The following is a 15,288-nucleotide window of genomic DNA, read 5'->3' on the forward strand; positions in this document are numbered from 1 at the left end:
GATTAACGATCCACATCCGACATTACAAAATCGATACTTCCCAGATAGACAATCAAGTCAGAAACCAGACTACCGCGGATAACCGCTGGGATTTGTTGCAGGTGAGCAAAACTTGGCGTACGAATACGCGTACGATAGCTCATCGTGCTGCCATCACTGGTTAAATAATAGCTGTTGATCCCTTTAGTGGCTTCCACCATCTGGAATGATTCATTCGCAGGCATAACAGGGCCCCATGAAACCTGTAAGAAGTGGTTAATCATGGTTTCAATATGCTGTAATGTGCGCTCTTTTGGTGGCGGAGTCGTCAGTGGATGGTCGGCTTTAAATGGCCCTGCTGGCATATTTTTATAACACTGCTCGAGAATACGTAAGCTTTGACGTAATTCTTCGACTTTCAGCATGACACGATCGTAACAGTCACCATTGCTTGCCACTGGAATTTCAAACTCAAAGTTTTCATACCCTGAGTATGGACGCCATTTACGCACGTCAAACTCAACTCCTGTAGCACGAAGCCCGGCACCCGTTACCCCCCAATCTAACGCTTCTTTAGCGTTATAAGAGGCAACACCAATGGTACGGCCTTTTAAAATGCTGTTTTGCAAGGCGGCTTTAACGTAAGAATCAAGACGTTTTGGCATCCAATCTAAGAATTCACGTAGTAAGCGTTCCCACCCTTTTGGTAAATCGTGGGCAACACCACCGATACGGAACCATGCCGGATGCATACGGAAACCGGTGATTGCTTCCACAATATCGTAAACTTTTTGACGATCAGTAAAGGCAAAGAATACCGGTGTCATCGCACCAACATCTTGGATAAAGGTACTGATATACAGTAAATGGCTATTAATACGAAATAGCTCAGACAGCATGACACGAATGACTTTAACGCGCTCAGGTACTTCTATACCGGCAAGCTTTTCCACCGCCAGTACATAAGGCATTTCGTTAACACAACCACCAAGGTATTCAATTCGGTCGGTATAAGGAATATAACTATGCCATGATTGACGCTCGCCCATTTTCTCTGCACCACGATGGTGATAACCAACATCAGGTACACAGTTGACGATTTCTTCGCCATCAAGTTGCAAAATAATACGGAATGCACCGTGAGAAGATGGGTGATTAGGGCCGAGGTTTAAGAACATAAAGTCCTCATTCTCAGTACCGCGTTTCATTCCCCACTCTTCTGGTTTAAAGGTCAGTGATTCCATTTCCAGATCCTCTTTCTGCTTAGTCAGCACATAAGGATCAAATTCTGTCGCACGAGCGGGATAATCTTTACGCAGTGGATGACCTTCCCAATTCGGCAACATCATAATACGGCGTAGATTAGGGTGTCCGTTAAAGACGATCCCAAACATATCCCACACTTCACGCTCATACCAATTCGAGTTCGGAAAGATAGAAGTGAGAGTCGGTAGATTAAGATCTTTTTCACTTAATGCGACTTTCAGCATGATATCTTTATTACGATCGAGTGATATCAGATGATAGAAAACGGAAAAATCAGCTGCCGGCAAGCCTTGACGATGCGTGCGTACACGCTCATCAACGCCATGCAAGTCGTACAGCATGACATATGGTTTTGGTAAAGATTTGAGGTATTGCATAACCTCAATAAGTTGTTCCCGCTTAACCCATACCACTGGCATGCCGGTACGAGTCGGCTGGAATGTAAACGCATCTGGCCCAAATTTCTGACGCAGTTCGTTAACCACCTGATCATCAATATGATCGCTGGTTTCCCACGCTGGCCGTGCGCTATTTTGCGCTATCTGATCGGTCATTTCTATTCACCACAACTTTGATCAGGGTTACTATGATCGCAACACATTGCTCTGGTTACGTCTTAGGCAAAAGCCTTTAAATTTCGTCTGGAGTACGCAGATTTTTTACTGCGATCCGCTCACCGTGTTTTCTTTCTCGTTCTGACTGCATATTGGCACGGTAAACGCCTTGGTCGCCCACCACCCAAGATAATGGGCGACGTTCTTTACCAATGGACTCTTGTAATAACATCAATGCTTGCATATAAGCTTCTGGACGAGGTGGGCATCCTGGGATATACACATCAACAGGAATGAATTTATCAACACCTTGCACTACCGAATAGATGTCATACATACCACCAGAGTTAGCGCAAGCTCCCATGGAAATAACCCACTTAGGCTCTAACATCTGATCGTATAAACGCTGAATAACGGGCGCCATCTTTGTAAAGCAGGTTCCTGCAACCACCATAAAGTCAGCTTGACGAGGGGAAGCACGTAATACTTCAGAACCAAAACGCGCTACGTCATGGACCGCAGTAAATGACGTCACCATTTCAACGTAACAACAGGAAAGACCAAAATTATATGGCCATAAAGAGTTTTTTCTGCCCCAGTTCACAACGTCATGTAACGCATGTTCCAGTTTTCCCATATACACGCTGCGATGAACGTGAGCATCTAACGGGTCACTGACAATTTCCTGTGATTGCAGGGGATAACGGTCATTCTCACCGTTCGGATCTATGCGGGTGAGCGTATAATCCATTTTTAATGCCTCGCTTATTACTGCTGCGGATGTTTGCCGCTGGTTAATCTGACATGGCTTTTACCCGCGGTTTCACGGCGAGAGCGAACTGGTGTCCAATTTAATGCACCAATACGAACCAAATAGAATAATCCAGCTAATAAAATTGCGATAAAGACAGCTGCTTCAATAAAGCCTAACCAGCCCACTTCACGTACGGAAACGGCCCAAGCATAAAGAAACAGTGCTTCAACATCGAAAATTACGAAAAACATGGCAACTAAATAGAATTTAGCTGACATGCGCAGACGAGCGCTGCCAACGGAATCAAGGCCAGATTCATAAGGAACATGTTTAGCCCTTGCTTGTGCACGGCCGCCTAAATAGCGGGCACCCAGCAACATGAGCGAACATAACCCCAATGCGCCTATTAAGAAGACAGCAAATGCCCAATAGTGGGCGATAACTTCGGTGGTCGTAGACATACTCATTGCTTACTCATCAAAGGTGGTGTCAATTAACCAACTCTTATCCGGCGGTTTACACCACATTTATTAATACGAAAAAAAAGGTAAAACAACAGACTTGCTAATTAAATAAATGATAACAATCTATTTAAACCTTTCTTCTTTTAAGGAAAACATTGTGATAACTCACTCAGTTTTCCGTCGCTTCTTAACAAATTTAACACTCATTTTTAACACCCAATTACTGGTCAATGCTAAAACGTGTCAGTCAACCTACAAATTTTCTGCTAACACGCTTAGTCTAACCGATAATTCGATTTTACTACACCAGTATCTCAGGAAAAACCTGACTCTATATAGGCAAATGTGCCTTATTTTTTTGATCAAACTCACAAAATAGTCGAAAAAATACATAATCAGTTTAAATTTTATCCAAATTTTAACAAATTAACTTTCCAATAATGTGGAGAAGGTCAAATATCCGTTTTCATTTGACTATTTATTCCCTGAAAACCTAGACAAACCTTTTATTTGTTAACAATTTCTACAAGCGTGTAACCCATCACAACAGCATACAATTTTTTAACAAAGCGATTGAGCGGGAAAAGAGAGATGGATCACACTGTGATATACATTAATCTCTATAAATATTAAACCAATGTGACTATTTAAAAATAAAGCATAAAAAAACGGAAACAAATGCGTTTATAGCACCTGTTTCCGTTGATTGTGATATATCACTTTATTGTTTCGTTTGACTATTTTTAACCGTTAATATGGGTTATCCAAATAATCATGATAACAATATCACTCTGCGCCTTACTCTAAATCTAAAGAATGCGCTTCTTCAACTGAAGTGACAGTATAAGGCGTTTTCTTATTTTCGATGGCATTGAATACCGTTAATACAGCTTCGTTTTGCTCATCAAAATTACGATATAACCAGTACTGAGTCTCAGGCAAACGAGGTAACCCTTCGCTTTCGCCTAATATACGTAAATCAGCATTTTGCATTTCTAATGGACGAGCTGTGATCCCCACTTCGGCATTTACAGCAGCACGAACGGCAGATAAAGAAGCCGCTTCATACGCAATACGCCATTGAATACCTGCGTCATCTAGTGTATTTGTCGCCAACTGACGGAATGGGTTAGTTTCGTCCATGACTACTAAAGGAATAGGCTCATTCATTTGTAATTGGAAATCAGGGGCACAATGCCACAAAACAGGTGCTGTACGTAACGCTGTGCGTGGATGATGTCCAATACGTGCAGTGGTTAATGCTAAGTCGATTTCGTGGTTATCAAGCATAGTCTCAATAAATTGAGAACGCTTAATACGCACATCAACCGCTAAACGTGGATATACTGATGCGATACGATTTAACAAAAATGGTAATAGTGTATCGACGGAGTCATCAGATGCACCAATACGTAACTCACCTTCAGCATCGCTATATGTTAATGAAGCAGTTGCATCATCATTAGCACGGAGAATTTGACGTGCATAGCCTAATAATTGTAAGCCATGCTCTGTTAACAGTTTATTACGACCATGACGGGCAAAGAGTTCTCTGCCGACTAATTGCTCTAAACGTTGCATCTGCTGACTGACTGCAGATTGAGTTCGACATACAACGGCCGCAGCGGCTGCAAAAGTATTCAAATCTGCTACAGCAACAAACGTTCTAAGCAGATCGAGGTCGAGATTCATTATCGGACGATTTGCATTAATCATTGTTTATTCTTCACTTATTTTTGATTTTTAAATTACATATACCTGGTGTTTTTTATCAAAAGTCTAAATTGGACTTCCGATTCAGACAGTACCTTACTCTGAAAAAGAGAGCAAAGACATACTGAATACTTTACATTTGTTTGTTGTCGTTTACACCTCCTAGTTCGCAAGCAACTGCATTTTTTTGTAACAAATTAAATTTTATTATCATTCTAAGGATCTACAAGAAAGAACTGTATACCATCATTACAAGTTAGATGTAGATCATACAATGCTCTCTAGGAATACATAAATTTTAACATTTTTAAAATAATTTAAATTACCTTAACTGTGTATGCTATTTTAAGTATCCACCCTTATAAAATATATTTAAGATTTCAATTTAATTTATATAAAAACTATTTGATTGATATGAATAAAAATAGATTTAACCATATTATTTGAAAATTTAATATATTAAGTAAGATAATACAAATCCGATAAAATTATTCAATAATTGATTATGCAACATCTTATCAACTTCCCTCTCACATCTAGTTATTGTTAAAAAACGCACTAAAAACCCTCTATTCACCAGCATAATATTTTTGATTTTCATTCAAAATAAGAACATATAACCAGATTAAGTGATACTTTCAGTCATCAAAATAAGTTCTTTAGAATAAACTGACCTTTTACACCAAAAATTATCTAGCATCTTCAAAAGTTTGTAGTGTAAGAGTAGAGTGATAGAACAGTTAATTTGCTGGGACAGCCTTTTCATTTATATCTTCCCGAGATGTGTATGAGAAATATAAATGTCGCTATGTAGATAAAGTCATACCCGATTAGGTAAACGTGCTATGAATCAAATAAAAAAATCAAGTAAACTCGACCATGTTTGTTATGACATTCGAGGACCGGTTTTGCAAGAAGCAAAACGTCTGGAAGAAGAAGGTAATAAAGTATTAAAACTCAATATTGGTAACCCAGCACCTTTCGGTTTTGAAGCGCCAGATGAAATCTTAGTAGATGTTATTCGTAACCTACCTAGCTCTCAAGGCTATAGCGACTCTAAAGGGCTTTTTTCAGCACGTAAAGCCATCATGCAACATTACCAAGCCCGTGATATGCGTGATGTAACTGTTGAAGATATCTATATTGGTAACGGTGTTTCAGAGCTTATCGTACAAGCTATGCAAGCATTATTAAATGATGGCGATGAAATGCTAGTTCCAGCGCCTGATTACCCATTATGGACCGCAGCAGTTTCTCTTTCTGGGGGTAATGCTGTTCATTACATGTGTGATGAGCAACAAGGTTGGTTTCCTGATTTAGATGATATCCGTCGTAAAATCTCCCCCAGAACGCGCGGTATTGTGATTATAAACCCTAACAATCCAACCGGCGCGGTATATAGCAAAGAGATTTTGCTGGAAATTGTTGAAATTGCCCGTCAACACAATTTGATTATTTTTGCCGACGAAATTTATGACAAAATTCTTTATGATGATGCCCAACATCACTCTATTGCCGCAATGGCACCTGATTTATTAACCGTTACCTTTAACGGTTTATCGAAAACCTATCGTGTTGCAGGATTCCGCCAAGGTTGGATGGTACTTAATGGCCCGAAAAAACAAGCAAAAGGCTATATTGAAGGCTTAAATATGCTGGCATCTATGCGCTTATGTGCCAACGTGCCGATGCAACACGCGATCCAAACGGCATTGGGTGGCTATCAAAGTATCAGTGAATTTATTCTACCCGGAGGCCGTTTATACGAGCAACGCAACCGCGCATGGGAGCTTATCAATCAAATTCCAGGGGTTTCTTGCGTTAAACCAATGGGAGCGCTGTATATGTTCCCTAAAATAGACTTAAATCGTTATAGTATTAAAGATGACCAAAAAATGATCCTCGATTTACTATTACAAGAAAAAGTCTTATTAGTGCAAGGTACTGCATTTAACTGGCCTCACCCTGATCATTTCCGTATTGTGACACTCCCTCGTGAGAATGATTTAGAGATGGCGATTCAAAAATTTGGTCGTTTTATTGTCGGCTACCATCAATAGTTATTAATAAAGATAAAACGCAATATCACTGAGGTTATATTGCGTTTTTTTATTTTCTTACTGATCACCGTTTACATCTAGTGTCTATCCACTCACAATAATCTCTTCAATCACGCTATTGGGAGATATTATGAGTTACTTTTTTGCCCACCTTTCTCGTTTAAAGCTAATTACACGCTGGCCTCTGATGCGTAATATTCGCCAAGAAAATGTCTCTGAGCATAGTTTACAAGTGGCTTTTGTTGCCCATGCATTAGCGGTGATTAAAAATCGTAAATTTGATGGCAATGTCAACGCCGAGCGTATTGCACTACAAGCAATGTATCATGATGCCAGTGAGGTTATCACCGGTGATATGCCAACTCCTATTAAATACCACAATCCACAAATTGCTCATGAATATAAAAAAATAGAAAAATATGCTCAGCAAAAATTGATTGAAATGTTACCCGAAGAGTTACAAGAAGATTTTCGCCCTCTTATCGATGAGCAATTACATAGTGAGGAAGAAACTTTTATTGTCAAACAAGCTGATAGTTTATGTGCCTATTTAAAATGCCTTGAAGAGTTAGCTGCGGGTAATAGCGAATTTAATTTGGCCAAAAATCGTTTAGAAAAAACGTTAGCAGAAAGACATAGCCCTGAGATGGACTATTTTATGAAAGTATTTGTACCAGGCTTTAGTTTATCGCTAGATGAGATCAGTGAGTAAGTCGCAAAAACGCCGTTTATAATAAATGAAACTAAACGGCGTTTTTGCAAAAGATAACCGATTAAAATGGGAATAATAGCGGTATTAAGAAAACGCTAATCAACATCACAATGATGGTAAAAGGCACCCCTATTTTAATAAAATCAGCAAATTTATAACCACCAGGCTCAAGGATCAGGGTATTAACCGGGGATGATACAGGTGTCATAAACGCCGCCGATGCAGCAACACCAATAACCATTGCAAAAGGTAACGGAGAGACATTCATTTGATGGGCCGCTGCTATTGCAATCGGTGCCATTAACACCGCCGTTGCCGTATTAGAGATAAATAAACCAATAGTGGCACAAAGTACAAATAAACAGACTAACATAACCTGTGGCCCAGCATTCCCTGCTACATCCATAAGTCCATTAACGATAAGCTCGATACCCCCAGTTTTTTGCAATGCAGCCGCAAAAGGCATCATCCCGACAATCAAGATAATACTTGGCCAATGAATAGAACGATAAGCGCTTTCCATATCTATACAGCGAAATTTTCCCATCAATAAGCAAGCAATTAACGCGGCAATAAAGTTAGGTACTTCATTGGTCACCATTAATGCAACCATTAATGCTAATGAAAAAAGTGCATGTGGTGCTTGCGATGAGGCCGGTGCAACAGTATCAATTTCAGCCGCTAAATTTAATACAATAAAATTACGCGGTTTTGTCGAAAGTATACGAATTAATTTCCAATCACCAATAACCAGTAACACATCTCCCAGACGTAATGGCTCATCAACAATTTTCCCCGGTAAAGCACTCCCTTCACGGCGAATAGCCACAACGTTTAGCCCATAACGTGTACGGAATTTGATTTCTCTTAATGATTTTCCTAATAATTCTGAGTCAGGGTTCATAGAGACTTCCGCTAATCCCACATCACGAGATTGCTCAGAAAAATACTCTCCACGTAACACCATCGGCTCTAACATTTGTTCACGGCAGAACTCTCGTAAATCTACCTCACTTGCTGACATATCCACTAATAGGACATCTCGCTCTCTTAATTCAGTGCCTCCGGTCGCACTGACCATGACACGCCGAAAACGCCTCCAGCGTTCAATACCGACAACGTTTGCTCCATAGCGAGAGCGTAAATGTAATTCATCTAGAGAGTGACCTATCAGTGGTGAGCCTTTACGTATGGCTAAGCGACGTGCACGCCCTGCTAATTGGTAATCACGGATAAGATCACGAAAAGTACGACGATAAACCTCTTTTTGCTTACCCCCTTCACTTGAACCTAACCAACGACGTACCACCAGCATATATAACACACCCGCAACTAATACAGCGATCCCTATTGGGGTAATAGAGAAAAACTGAAAACTGGGTAGCCCTTCCCTAACTAATTCACTATTAACCACCATATTAGGCGGTGTCGCAACTAGGGTCATTAAACCACTAATTAACCCCGCAAAGCCAAGAGGCATCATTAATCGACTAGGAGAAGTTTTCATCCGTGCCGCCACACTGAGCACCACAGGAATAAAAATAGCCACCACCCCTGTCGAGCTCATAAAAGCCCCTAAACTTGCAACACAGATCATTAATAGCACCAGCATTTTTACTTCGCTACTACCCGCAACTCGTACTAGCCAATCTCCCATTTGATATGCCACACCTGTTCTTACTAATCCTTCCCCAATAACAAAAAGGGCCGCAATCAGTAATACGTTCGGATCGCTAAATCCTACCGTGGCTTCATTTAATGAGAGTGTGCCGCTAAGAACAAACGCGACGATGACAAGTAAAGCGACCACATCCATGCGGATTTTGTTGGTCGTAAAAAGGACAATAGCTATCAATAGCAGGCTTAAAACCCATAATAATTCGCTATTCAAAATGGCCTCGATCAGCAATAAGTGAAAACAGATTAATACGTCAATTCACTGCATTGATAAGTAGACCATTTTTACCAATATAAATCTCGTTATATGATCAAATAAATGATTAACATTTATGCTTAATAACGACTTGCTGATTTTCTTTGTCAATTTGTAAATCATTTAATGAATCAATGATTAAATCAATTTCATTACGACGAGGAAGGGAAATCGGAGCATGTACGGCAATAACCTGACACCCGGCATCTAAACCAGAATAAATACCTGCAGCAGCATCTTCAAAAACCACACACTCTTTGGGAGCTAAGCCTAATTTTTTTGCCCCTAAAAGATAAGGCTCAGGGTTGGGTTTCCCTTGAGTGATACATTCTGCCGTCACCCAATGTTTAGGCTCAGGAATACCAGTAACTGACTGACGAGTAGAGGCAATTGGTACTGTGCCTGAGGTGACAATTGCCCAAGGGATCGCTAAGTCGTTTAAGCGATTAATGAGTTCGATAGCCCCCGGAAGAGGGGCTAATCCTTCTGTTTGTGTCGCTTCTAACTTTTCTAGCCAACGAAAAGTCTCTTCAATCTGTGCTTGCGTGGCATTAGGCATAAAATGACGAATCGACTCAATGGCCGGCTTTCCATGGATATAGTTATTAATTTCTTGTGTTGATACCCCTACTCGCTCACCAAATAGTGCCCAACAGTATTCAACAACAGGCAATGAATCCACTAATGTACCATCTAAATCAAAAAGAAAGCCTTTACAGGTGATTGTCATATTTTATGCCTACCTTATCGTGATGCGTTAATAATTACGCATTCAGTATTTGTTGGATCTCAACACTGCTTAGGTGATATTGACGTGGACAGGCTAACCAAACAGCCAGCATTCTTTGGTATTTCTCCCACATAGGCGTTTGAGAGTTAAAACCATGACTACCACTATCAAAATGCGTATATCGCCCTTCAGTATTGACCATAAAGCGTACATAGCTAAGATAACGAGATTCTGTTGCTGCATCAAAGCCCATAAATGCCACTCGACGAGCATCCGGCATTTCTGGTGATTTTAAATTTTCTCGAGAAACTTGCAATGCATGGTACATTTCCATGATGTTAATAATGGTTCGGCAGGTCTCTTCTGACATCTCATCAAAATCGCGGTCTAATTCACGTAATTGTAATCCATAACCACGTTCAATAATTGTCTGATAGCGACGATAACGTTCAGCGTTATCAGGATCCATCATAGTCATCATTTTATATTGATTAGAGAGGATCAAGCGTTGTGCGTGTGTCATTTCCATCATTAATTCTCCAAAGAAATTATTGGAGAGAGCATGGCATTAATCAAAACACTTGAGTAGTGCTAACAACACGTTTTTTGATCTAAACAGGGGTAATTTTAATCCATTAAATAACCCATGAAGAGGGTAGAACAAATGTTCTACACATCATCAAGAAAAGAGCGATCAAGTTGCTTAAAAGCACGTTTAAGCAAATGCGCTAATGAGAGATAGGTTGGCGTCTTTTCTACTGGGGCTAATGCAATACCCGCTTGCTCAAATTTTTCACGAATTTCATAAAACCAATTGAGTAACACAGCGGGTAATGGCGTTGCAGCGCGTTTTCCTAACCACCATAATCCTTGCATTGGCAGGCTACAGGCAAAAAGTGCAGTAGTGATCGCCGGCCCCAAATCGCCACCTAATGCAATTTGCCAGGTTAATGTAAAAATAGCGATAGGAGGCATATAACGTATGCCAAAACGCGTTGCTTTTATCATTCTATTTTCAGGAAAAACTGGGGCTAATTGCTTCTCAACCGGCCAGGTTTTTAGATACTCGTTCCCTAGGCGTAACTTTTTAAAGAAACCTGGGGGAGTCACTGTCGGTTCGTTCATAATGACCTCAATCAATTTTTTCTATAACTTTTAAAAAACATCTATAAAGAATAAAAATCTTTTAGTAGAATTAAGTATATTTTGTCTTTGTTGCCTTTACTCTGTATCCTGTGCTCATTCTAAAGGTTTGTGGCAATAAAGCGCTATATTTTGTTTGCCGGCGTGATTTTCAACCCTTTTCGCCGATTTTCGGGCAAAAATTTTGGGGTGAATAAAAATCGTCCAATTGATGATTGGCAACTATAATTAGCATCAAGTTTTTTACCCTAAGCATGATGCGTATCATTAATGTCATCATAGTAATGCGATAGGCTTTTATGAGTGACGTTTTATTAACCATCGTCTTTATAATATAAAAGACACTACGACAACAAGATAAATAGGTAATTCCATGTCAAGTAAGCTGGTGCTGGTACTGAACTGCGGTAGTTCTTCTCTTAAGTTTGCAATTATTAACCCAGAAAATGGTGAAGAATTCCTTTCAGGCTTGGCTGAGTGCTTCAACCTTCCTGAAGCCCGCCTGAAGTGGAAAATGGATGGTCAGAAACATGAAGCGGCTTTAGGCGCTGGTGCTGCCCACAGCGAAGCATTAAACTTTATTGTTAATACTATTCTGGCTGAAAAACCAGAACTTTCACAACAAATCGCAGCAATTGGTCATCGTATTGTTCACGGTGGCGAGAAATTTACTAAATCTGTCGTCATTACTGACGAAGTCATCAAAGGTATTGAGGCGGCTATTCCATTTGCCCCATTACATAACCCAGCTCACCTTATTGGTATTGAAGAAGCGCGTAAAGCCTTCCCTCATTTAATTAATAAAATGGTGGCAGTATTTGACACTGCATTCCACCAAACAATGCCAGAAGAAGCTTATCTGTATGCTCTGCCATACAGCTTATATAAAGATCACAGCATCCGCCGTTACGGTGCTCACGGAACTAGCCATTTCTTTGTTTCCCGTGAAGCAGCTAAAATGTTAAATAAACCTGTTGATGAACTGAACGTAATCACTTGCCATTTAGGTAATGGTGGTTCTGTTTCTGCTATTGTTAACGGTAAATGTGTTGATACTTCTATGGGTTTAACACCATTAGAAGGTTTAGTCATGGGTACTCGTAGTGGTGATATCGATCCTGCTATCGTGTTCCATTTACATGATACTTTAGGTATGAGCGTTGAAGATATTAATAAACTGCTCACTAAAGAATCTGGTTTATTAGGTTTAACGGAAGTTACTAGTGACTGCCGTTATGTTGAAGATAACTACGAAACAAAAGCTGATGCTAAACGTGCAATGGACGTTTACTGCCATCGCTTAGCGAAATACATCGGTTCTTATTGTGCACTGATGGAAGGTCGTTTAGATGCCATTATCTTCACTGGTGGTATCGGTGAAAATGCAGCAATGGTTCGTGAATTATCACTGAAAAAACTCGCTCTATTAGGTTTTGAAGTTGATCATCAGCGTAACTTAGATGCACGTTTCGGTAAATCAGGCACCATCACTACCGATAACAGCCGTCTTGCTGTTGTTATCCCAACTAACGAAGAGTTAGTTATCGCTCAGGATGCTAGCCGCCTGACCGCTTAAGTTTTTTGATGTACTGCCAGTGTTATGCTGGCAGTACTGTTTCACATAACGAGCAACCGATATTTAAAGAGGTTTCCGTGTCCCGTACAATTATGCTAGTCCCAACTGATACACGCGTAGGTTTAACCAGCGTCAGCTTGGGGGTAATCCGTTCTATGGAACAAAAAGGCGTTCGCCTTAGTGTATTCAAACCTATCGCACAGCCTCGTGTTAAAGGCGCATTAGATCAAACCACTGCGATTATCCGCTCTCACTCCACAATTCAATCCGCAGAACCTTTAAATATGGATTACGTTGAGTCATTACTCAGCTCCAATAAAAAAGATGTTCTGATGGAAGAAATTGTTGCTAGATATCACGAAAATACTGCTGATGCAGAAGTTGTACTGATTGAAGGCTTAGTGCCAATGCGTAAGCATCCTTTTGCACAATCTTTAAACTATGAGATTGCCAAAACATTAGGTGCTGAAATTGTTTTCGTTACTGCATTAGGCAACAACACCGCTGAGCAGTTAAAAGAGCGCATTGAATTTGCTCGTGCTGAATTTGGTGGTGTAAAAAATCAAAATATCACAGGTGTGATTGTTAATAAATTAAATGCCCCTGTGGATGATCAAGGTCGTACTCGCCCTGATTTATCAGAAATTTTTGATGACTCAAGCAAAGCGATTATCTCTAATATCGATTTAAATACCATCGAAAAAAATAGCCCACTTCCTTTATTGGGTTGCATTCCATGGAACTTCGATTTAATCGCTACTCGTGCTACAGATATGGCAAAACACTTAAATGCGACTATCGTCAATAAAGGTGATATTGAAACTCGTCGTATTAAGTCTGTGACTTTCTGTGCTCGTAGTATTCCACATATGTTAGAGCATTTCCGCCCAGGTTCATTGCTTGTCACTTCTGCCGATCGCCCAGATGTGTTAGTTTCAGCATGTCTTGCTGCAATGAATGGCGTTGAAATCGGTGCTATCTTACTCACAGGTGGTTACCAAATCGATGCACCAATTAAACAATTGTGTGAGCGTGCATTTGAAACTGGTTTACCTATCTTTATGGTTAATTCAAACACTTGGCAGACTTCATTAAATCTGCAAAGCTTTAGCTTAGAAGTGCCAGCAGATGACCATGAGCGTATCGAAAAAATTCAGAACTATGTTGCTCAACATATCAATAACCAATGGATTGATTCACTGACAGCAAACTCTGAACGTCCTAATCGTTTATCACCACCAGCATTCCGTTATCAATTAACGGAATTAGCTCGTAAGGCGAAAAAACGCATCGTATTACCTGAAGGTGATGAACCTCGTACCGTTAAAGCCGCGTCTATTTGTGCTGAACGTGGTATCGCAACCTGTGTACTGTTAGGTGATCCTGAAGAAATTCGTCGTGTTGCTGCAGCACAAGGTGTTGAATTAGGTACAGGTATTGAACTCGTCAATCCTAAAGAAGTACGTGAAATTTATGTACCTCGCTTAGTTGAACTGCGTAAAAACAAAGGTATGACAGAAGTTGTTGCTCGTGAACAGTTAGAAGATAACGTTGTTCTCGGTACCTTAATGTTAGAAAAAGGCGTCGTTGATGGTCTTGTTTCTGGCGCTGTTCATACAACCGCTAACACTATTCGCCCACCACTACAGTTAATTAAAACTGCACCCGGTAGCTCATTAGTGTCTTCTGTGTTCTTTATGCTATTACCAGAACAAGTCTATGTTTATGGTGACTGCGCAATTAACCCAGATCCAACCGCAGAACAACTGGCTGAAATCGCTATTCAATCTGCAGACTCAGCAAAAGCGTTTGGTATCGACCCACGCGTTGCGATGATCTCTTACTCTACAGGTAACTCAGGTGCTGGCAGTGACGTTGAAAAAGTGCGAGAAGCAACTCGTTTAGCACAAGAAAAACGTCCAGATCTGATTATTGATGGTCCTTTACAATATGATGCGGCTGTAATGGCTGACGTTGCTAAATCTAAAGCACCAAACTCACCTGTTGCGGGTAAAGCAACTGTGTTTATCTTCCCTGATCTAAACACCGGTAACACTACCTATAAAGCAGTACAACGTTCAGCAGACTTGGTTTCCATTGGACCAATGTTACAAGGTATGCGTAAACCTGTTAACGACCTTTCTCGTGGCGCGTTAGTCGATGATATCGTCTACACTGTTGCATTAACTGCAATTCAAGCAAGCCAACAAGAAAATGCCTAATTATTGAATTCACTTCAATAAATTATAAAAACGCCAGATTATCACTGGCGTTTTTTTATAATGGTTGATAAATCAAAGAACGCATTATAAACCCCATTTATAAAACAAAATAACTCATTGATTTAATAATCTTTTTAGCTTTATTTTAGCAAAATAAACAGAGACACACGGCTATTTTCTGT

12 protein-coding genes are annotated in these 15,288 nt (G+C 40.2%); 4 read left to right on the top strand and 8 right to left on the bottom strand.

The annotated features are described in order from the left end of the window. Positions 1-2 precede the first annotated feature (2 nt). The 4 genes from nuoC to hexA form a co-directional block, all read right to left on the bottom strand. Complete coding sequence (gene nuoC, locus HMPREF3129_RS18095; protein ID WP_004243696.1) at positions 3-1,799, bottom strand: NADH-quinone oxidoreductase subunit C/D; 1,797 nt, start codon at positions 1,797-1,799, stop codon at positions 3-5. 76 nt (positions 1,800-1,875) lie between these two features. Continuing rightward, entirely contained in the window at positions 1,876-2,550 is a 675-nt protein-coding gene (locus HMPREF3129_RS18100; protein ID WP_004243697.1) for a NuoB/complex I 20 kDa subunit family protein, read from the bottom strand. 17 nt (positions 2,551-2,567) lie between these two features. Continuing rightward, the gene (locus HMPREF3129_RS18105; RefSeq protein ID WP_004243698.1) at positions 2,568-3,020 is read right to left on the bottom strand and encodes an NADH-quinone oxidoreductase subunit A; all 453 of its coding nucleotides are present in this window, start codon (positions 3,018-3,020) and stop codon (positions 2,568-2,570) included. A gap of 795 nt (positions 3,021-3,815) precedes the next feature. Beyond that, positions 3,816-4,733 (bottom strand): transcriptional regulator HexA, encoded by a 918-nt coding sequence (gene hexA, locus HMPREF3129_RS18110; RefSeq protein WP_070487168.1) that lies wholly within the window; start codon positions 4,731-4,733, stop codon positions 3,816-3,818. 842 nt (positions 4,734-5,575) lie between these two features. Between hexA and HMPREF3129_RS18115 the strand changes: the two genes are divergently transcribed. Continuing rightward, on the top strand, positions 5,576-6,790 hold the full coding sequence (locus tag HMPREF3129_RS18115) for a pyridoxal phosphate-dependent aminotransferase (protein WP_004243704.1): 1,215 nt from the start codon (positions 5,576-5,578) through the stop codon (positions 6,788-6,790). A gap of 130 nt (positions 6,791-6,920) precedes the next feature. Further along, positions 6,921-7,502 (top strand): 5'-deoxynucleotidase, encoded by a 582-nt coding sequence (yfbR, locus tag HMPREF3129_RS18120; RefSeq protein ID WP_004243705.1) that lies wholly within the window; start codon positions 6,921-6,923, stop codon positions 7,500-7,502. Positions 7,503-7,563: 61 nt separating this feature from the next. Here the strand turns inward: yfbR and HMPREF3129_RS18125 are convergent, their stop codons facing one another. From HMPREF3129_RS18125 to yfbV, 4 genes are all read right to left on the bottom strand, one after another. Next, positions 7,564-9,393: an SLC13 family permease gene (locus HMPREF3129_RS18125; protein ID WP_012368104.1), complete on the bottom strand. Its 1,830-nt coding sequence runs from the start codon at positions 9,391-9,393 to the stop codon at positions 7,564-7,566. Between the two features lie 109 nt (positions 9,394-9,502). Continuing rightward, a complete protein-coding gene (locus HMPREF3129_RS18130; protein ID WP_004243707.1) occupies positions 9,503-10,165 on the bottom strand; it encodes a sugar phosphatase in 663 nt (220 codons plus the stop codon). A gap of 34 nt (positions 10,166-10,199) precedes the next feature. After that, positions 10,200-10,694, bottom strand: a complete 495-nt coding sequence (locus HMPREF3129_RS18135; protein WP_023843594.1) for a YfbU family protein — start codon at positions 10,692-10,694, stop codon at positions 10,200-10,202. A gap of 140 nt (positions 10,695-10,834) precedes the next feature. Beyond that, positions 10,835-11,290 (bottom strand): terminus macrodomain insulation protein YfbV, encoded by a 456-nt coding sequence (gene yfbV, locus HMPREF3129_RS18140; RefSeq protein WP_004243712.1) that lies wholly within the window; start codon positions 11,288-11,290, stop codon positions 10,835-10,837. Between the two features lie 391 nt (positions 11,291-11,681). Between yfbV and ackA the strand changes: the two genes are divergently transcribed. Beyond that, positions 11,682-12,884 (top strand): acetate kinase, encoded by a 1,203-nt coding sequence (gene ackA, locus HMPREF3129_RS18145; protein ID WP_004243716.1) that lies wholly within the window; start codon positions 11,682-11,684, stop codon positions 12,882-12,884. A 77-nt stretch (positions 12,885-12,961) separates the two neighbouring features. After that, positions 12,962-15,106, top strand: a complete 2,145-nt coding sequence (gene pta, locus HMPREF3129_RS18150) for a phosphate acetyltransferase (protein WP_017827864.1) — start codon at positions 12,962-12,964, stop codon at positions 15,104-15,106. Positions 15,107-15,288: the final 182 nt, after the last annotated feature.

This window comes from Proteus sp. HMSC14B05 (genome assembly GCF_001808035.1).
GTDB classification, from domain to species: Bacteria; Pseudomonadota; Gammaproteobacteria; order Enterobacterales; family Enterobacteriaceae; genus Proteus; species Proteus mirabilis.

Bases quoted from the DNA above. Each gene is read 5' to 3' on its own strand.
- HMPREF3129_RS18105 (WP_004243698.1), bottom strand. From the start codon at position 3,020: ATGAGTATGTCTACGACCACCGAAGTTATCGCCCACTATTGGGCATTT.
- yfbV (WP_004243712.1), bottom strand. From the start codon at position 11,290: ATGAACGAACCGACAGTGACTCCCCCAGGTTTCTTTAAAAAGTTACGC.
- HMPREF3129_RS18130 (WP_004243707.1), bottom strand. From the start codon at position 10,165: ATGACAATCACCTGTAAAGGCTTTCTTTTTGATTTAGATGGTACATTA.
- HMPREF3129_RS18115 (WP_004243704.1), top strand. From the start codon at position 5,576: ATGAATCAAATAAAAAAATCAAGTAAACTCGACCATGTTTGTTATGAC.
- nuoC (WP_004243696.1), bottom strand. From the start codon at position 1,799: ATGACCGATCAGATAGCGCAAAATAGCGCACGGCCAGCGTGGGAAACC.
- ackA (WP_004243716.1), top strand. From the start codon at position 11,682: ATGTCAAGTAAGCTGGTGCTGGTACTGAACTGCGGTAGTTCTTCTCTT.
- HMPREF3129_RS18100 (WP_004243697.1), bottom strand. From the start codon at position 2,550: ATGGATTATACGCTCACCCGCATAGATCCGAACGGTGAGAATGACCGT.
- hexA (WP_070487168.1), bottom strand. From the start codon at position 4,733: ATGATTAATGCAAATCGTCCGATAATGAATCTCGACCTCGATCTGCTT.
- yfbR (WP_004243705.1), top strand. From the start codon at position 6,921: ATGAGTTACTTTTTTGCCCACCTTTCTCGTTTAAAGCTAATTACACGC.
- HMPREF3129_RS18135 (WP_023843594.1), bottom strand. From the start codon at position 10,694: ATGGAAATGACACACGCACAACGCTTGATCCTCTCTAATCAATATAAA.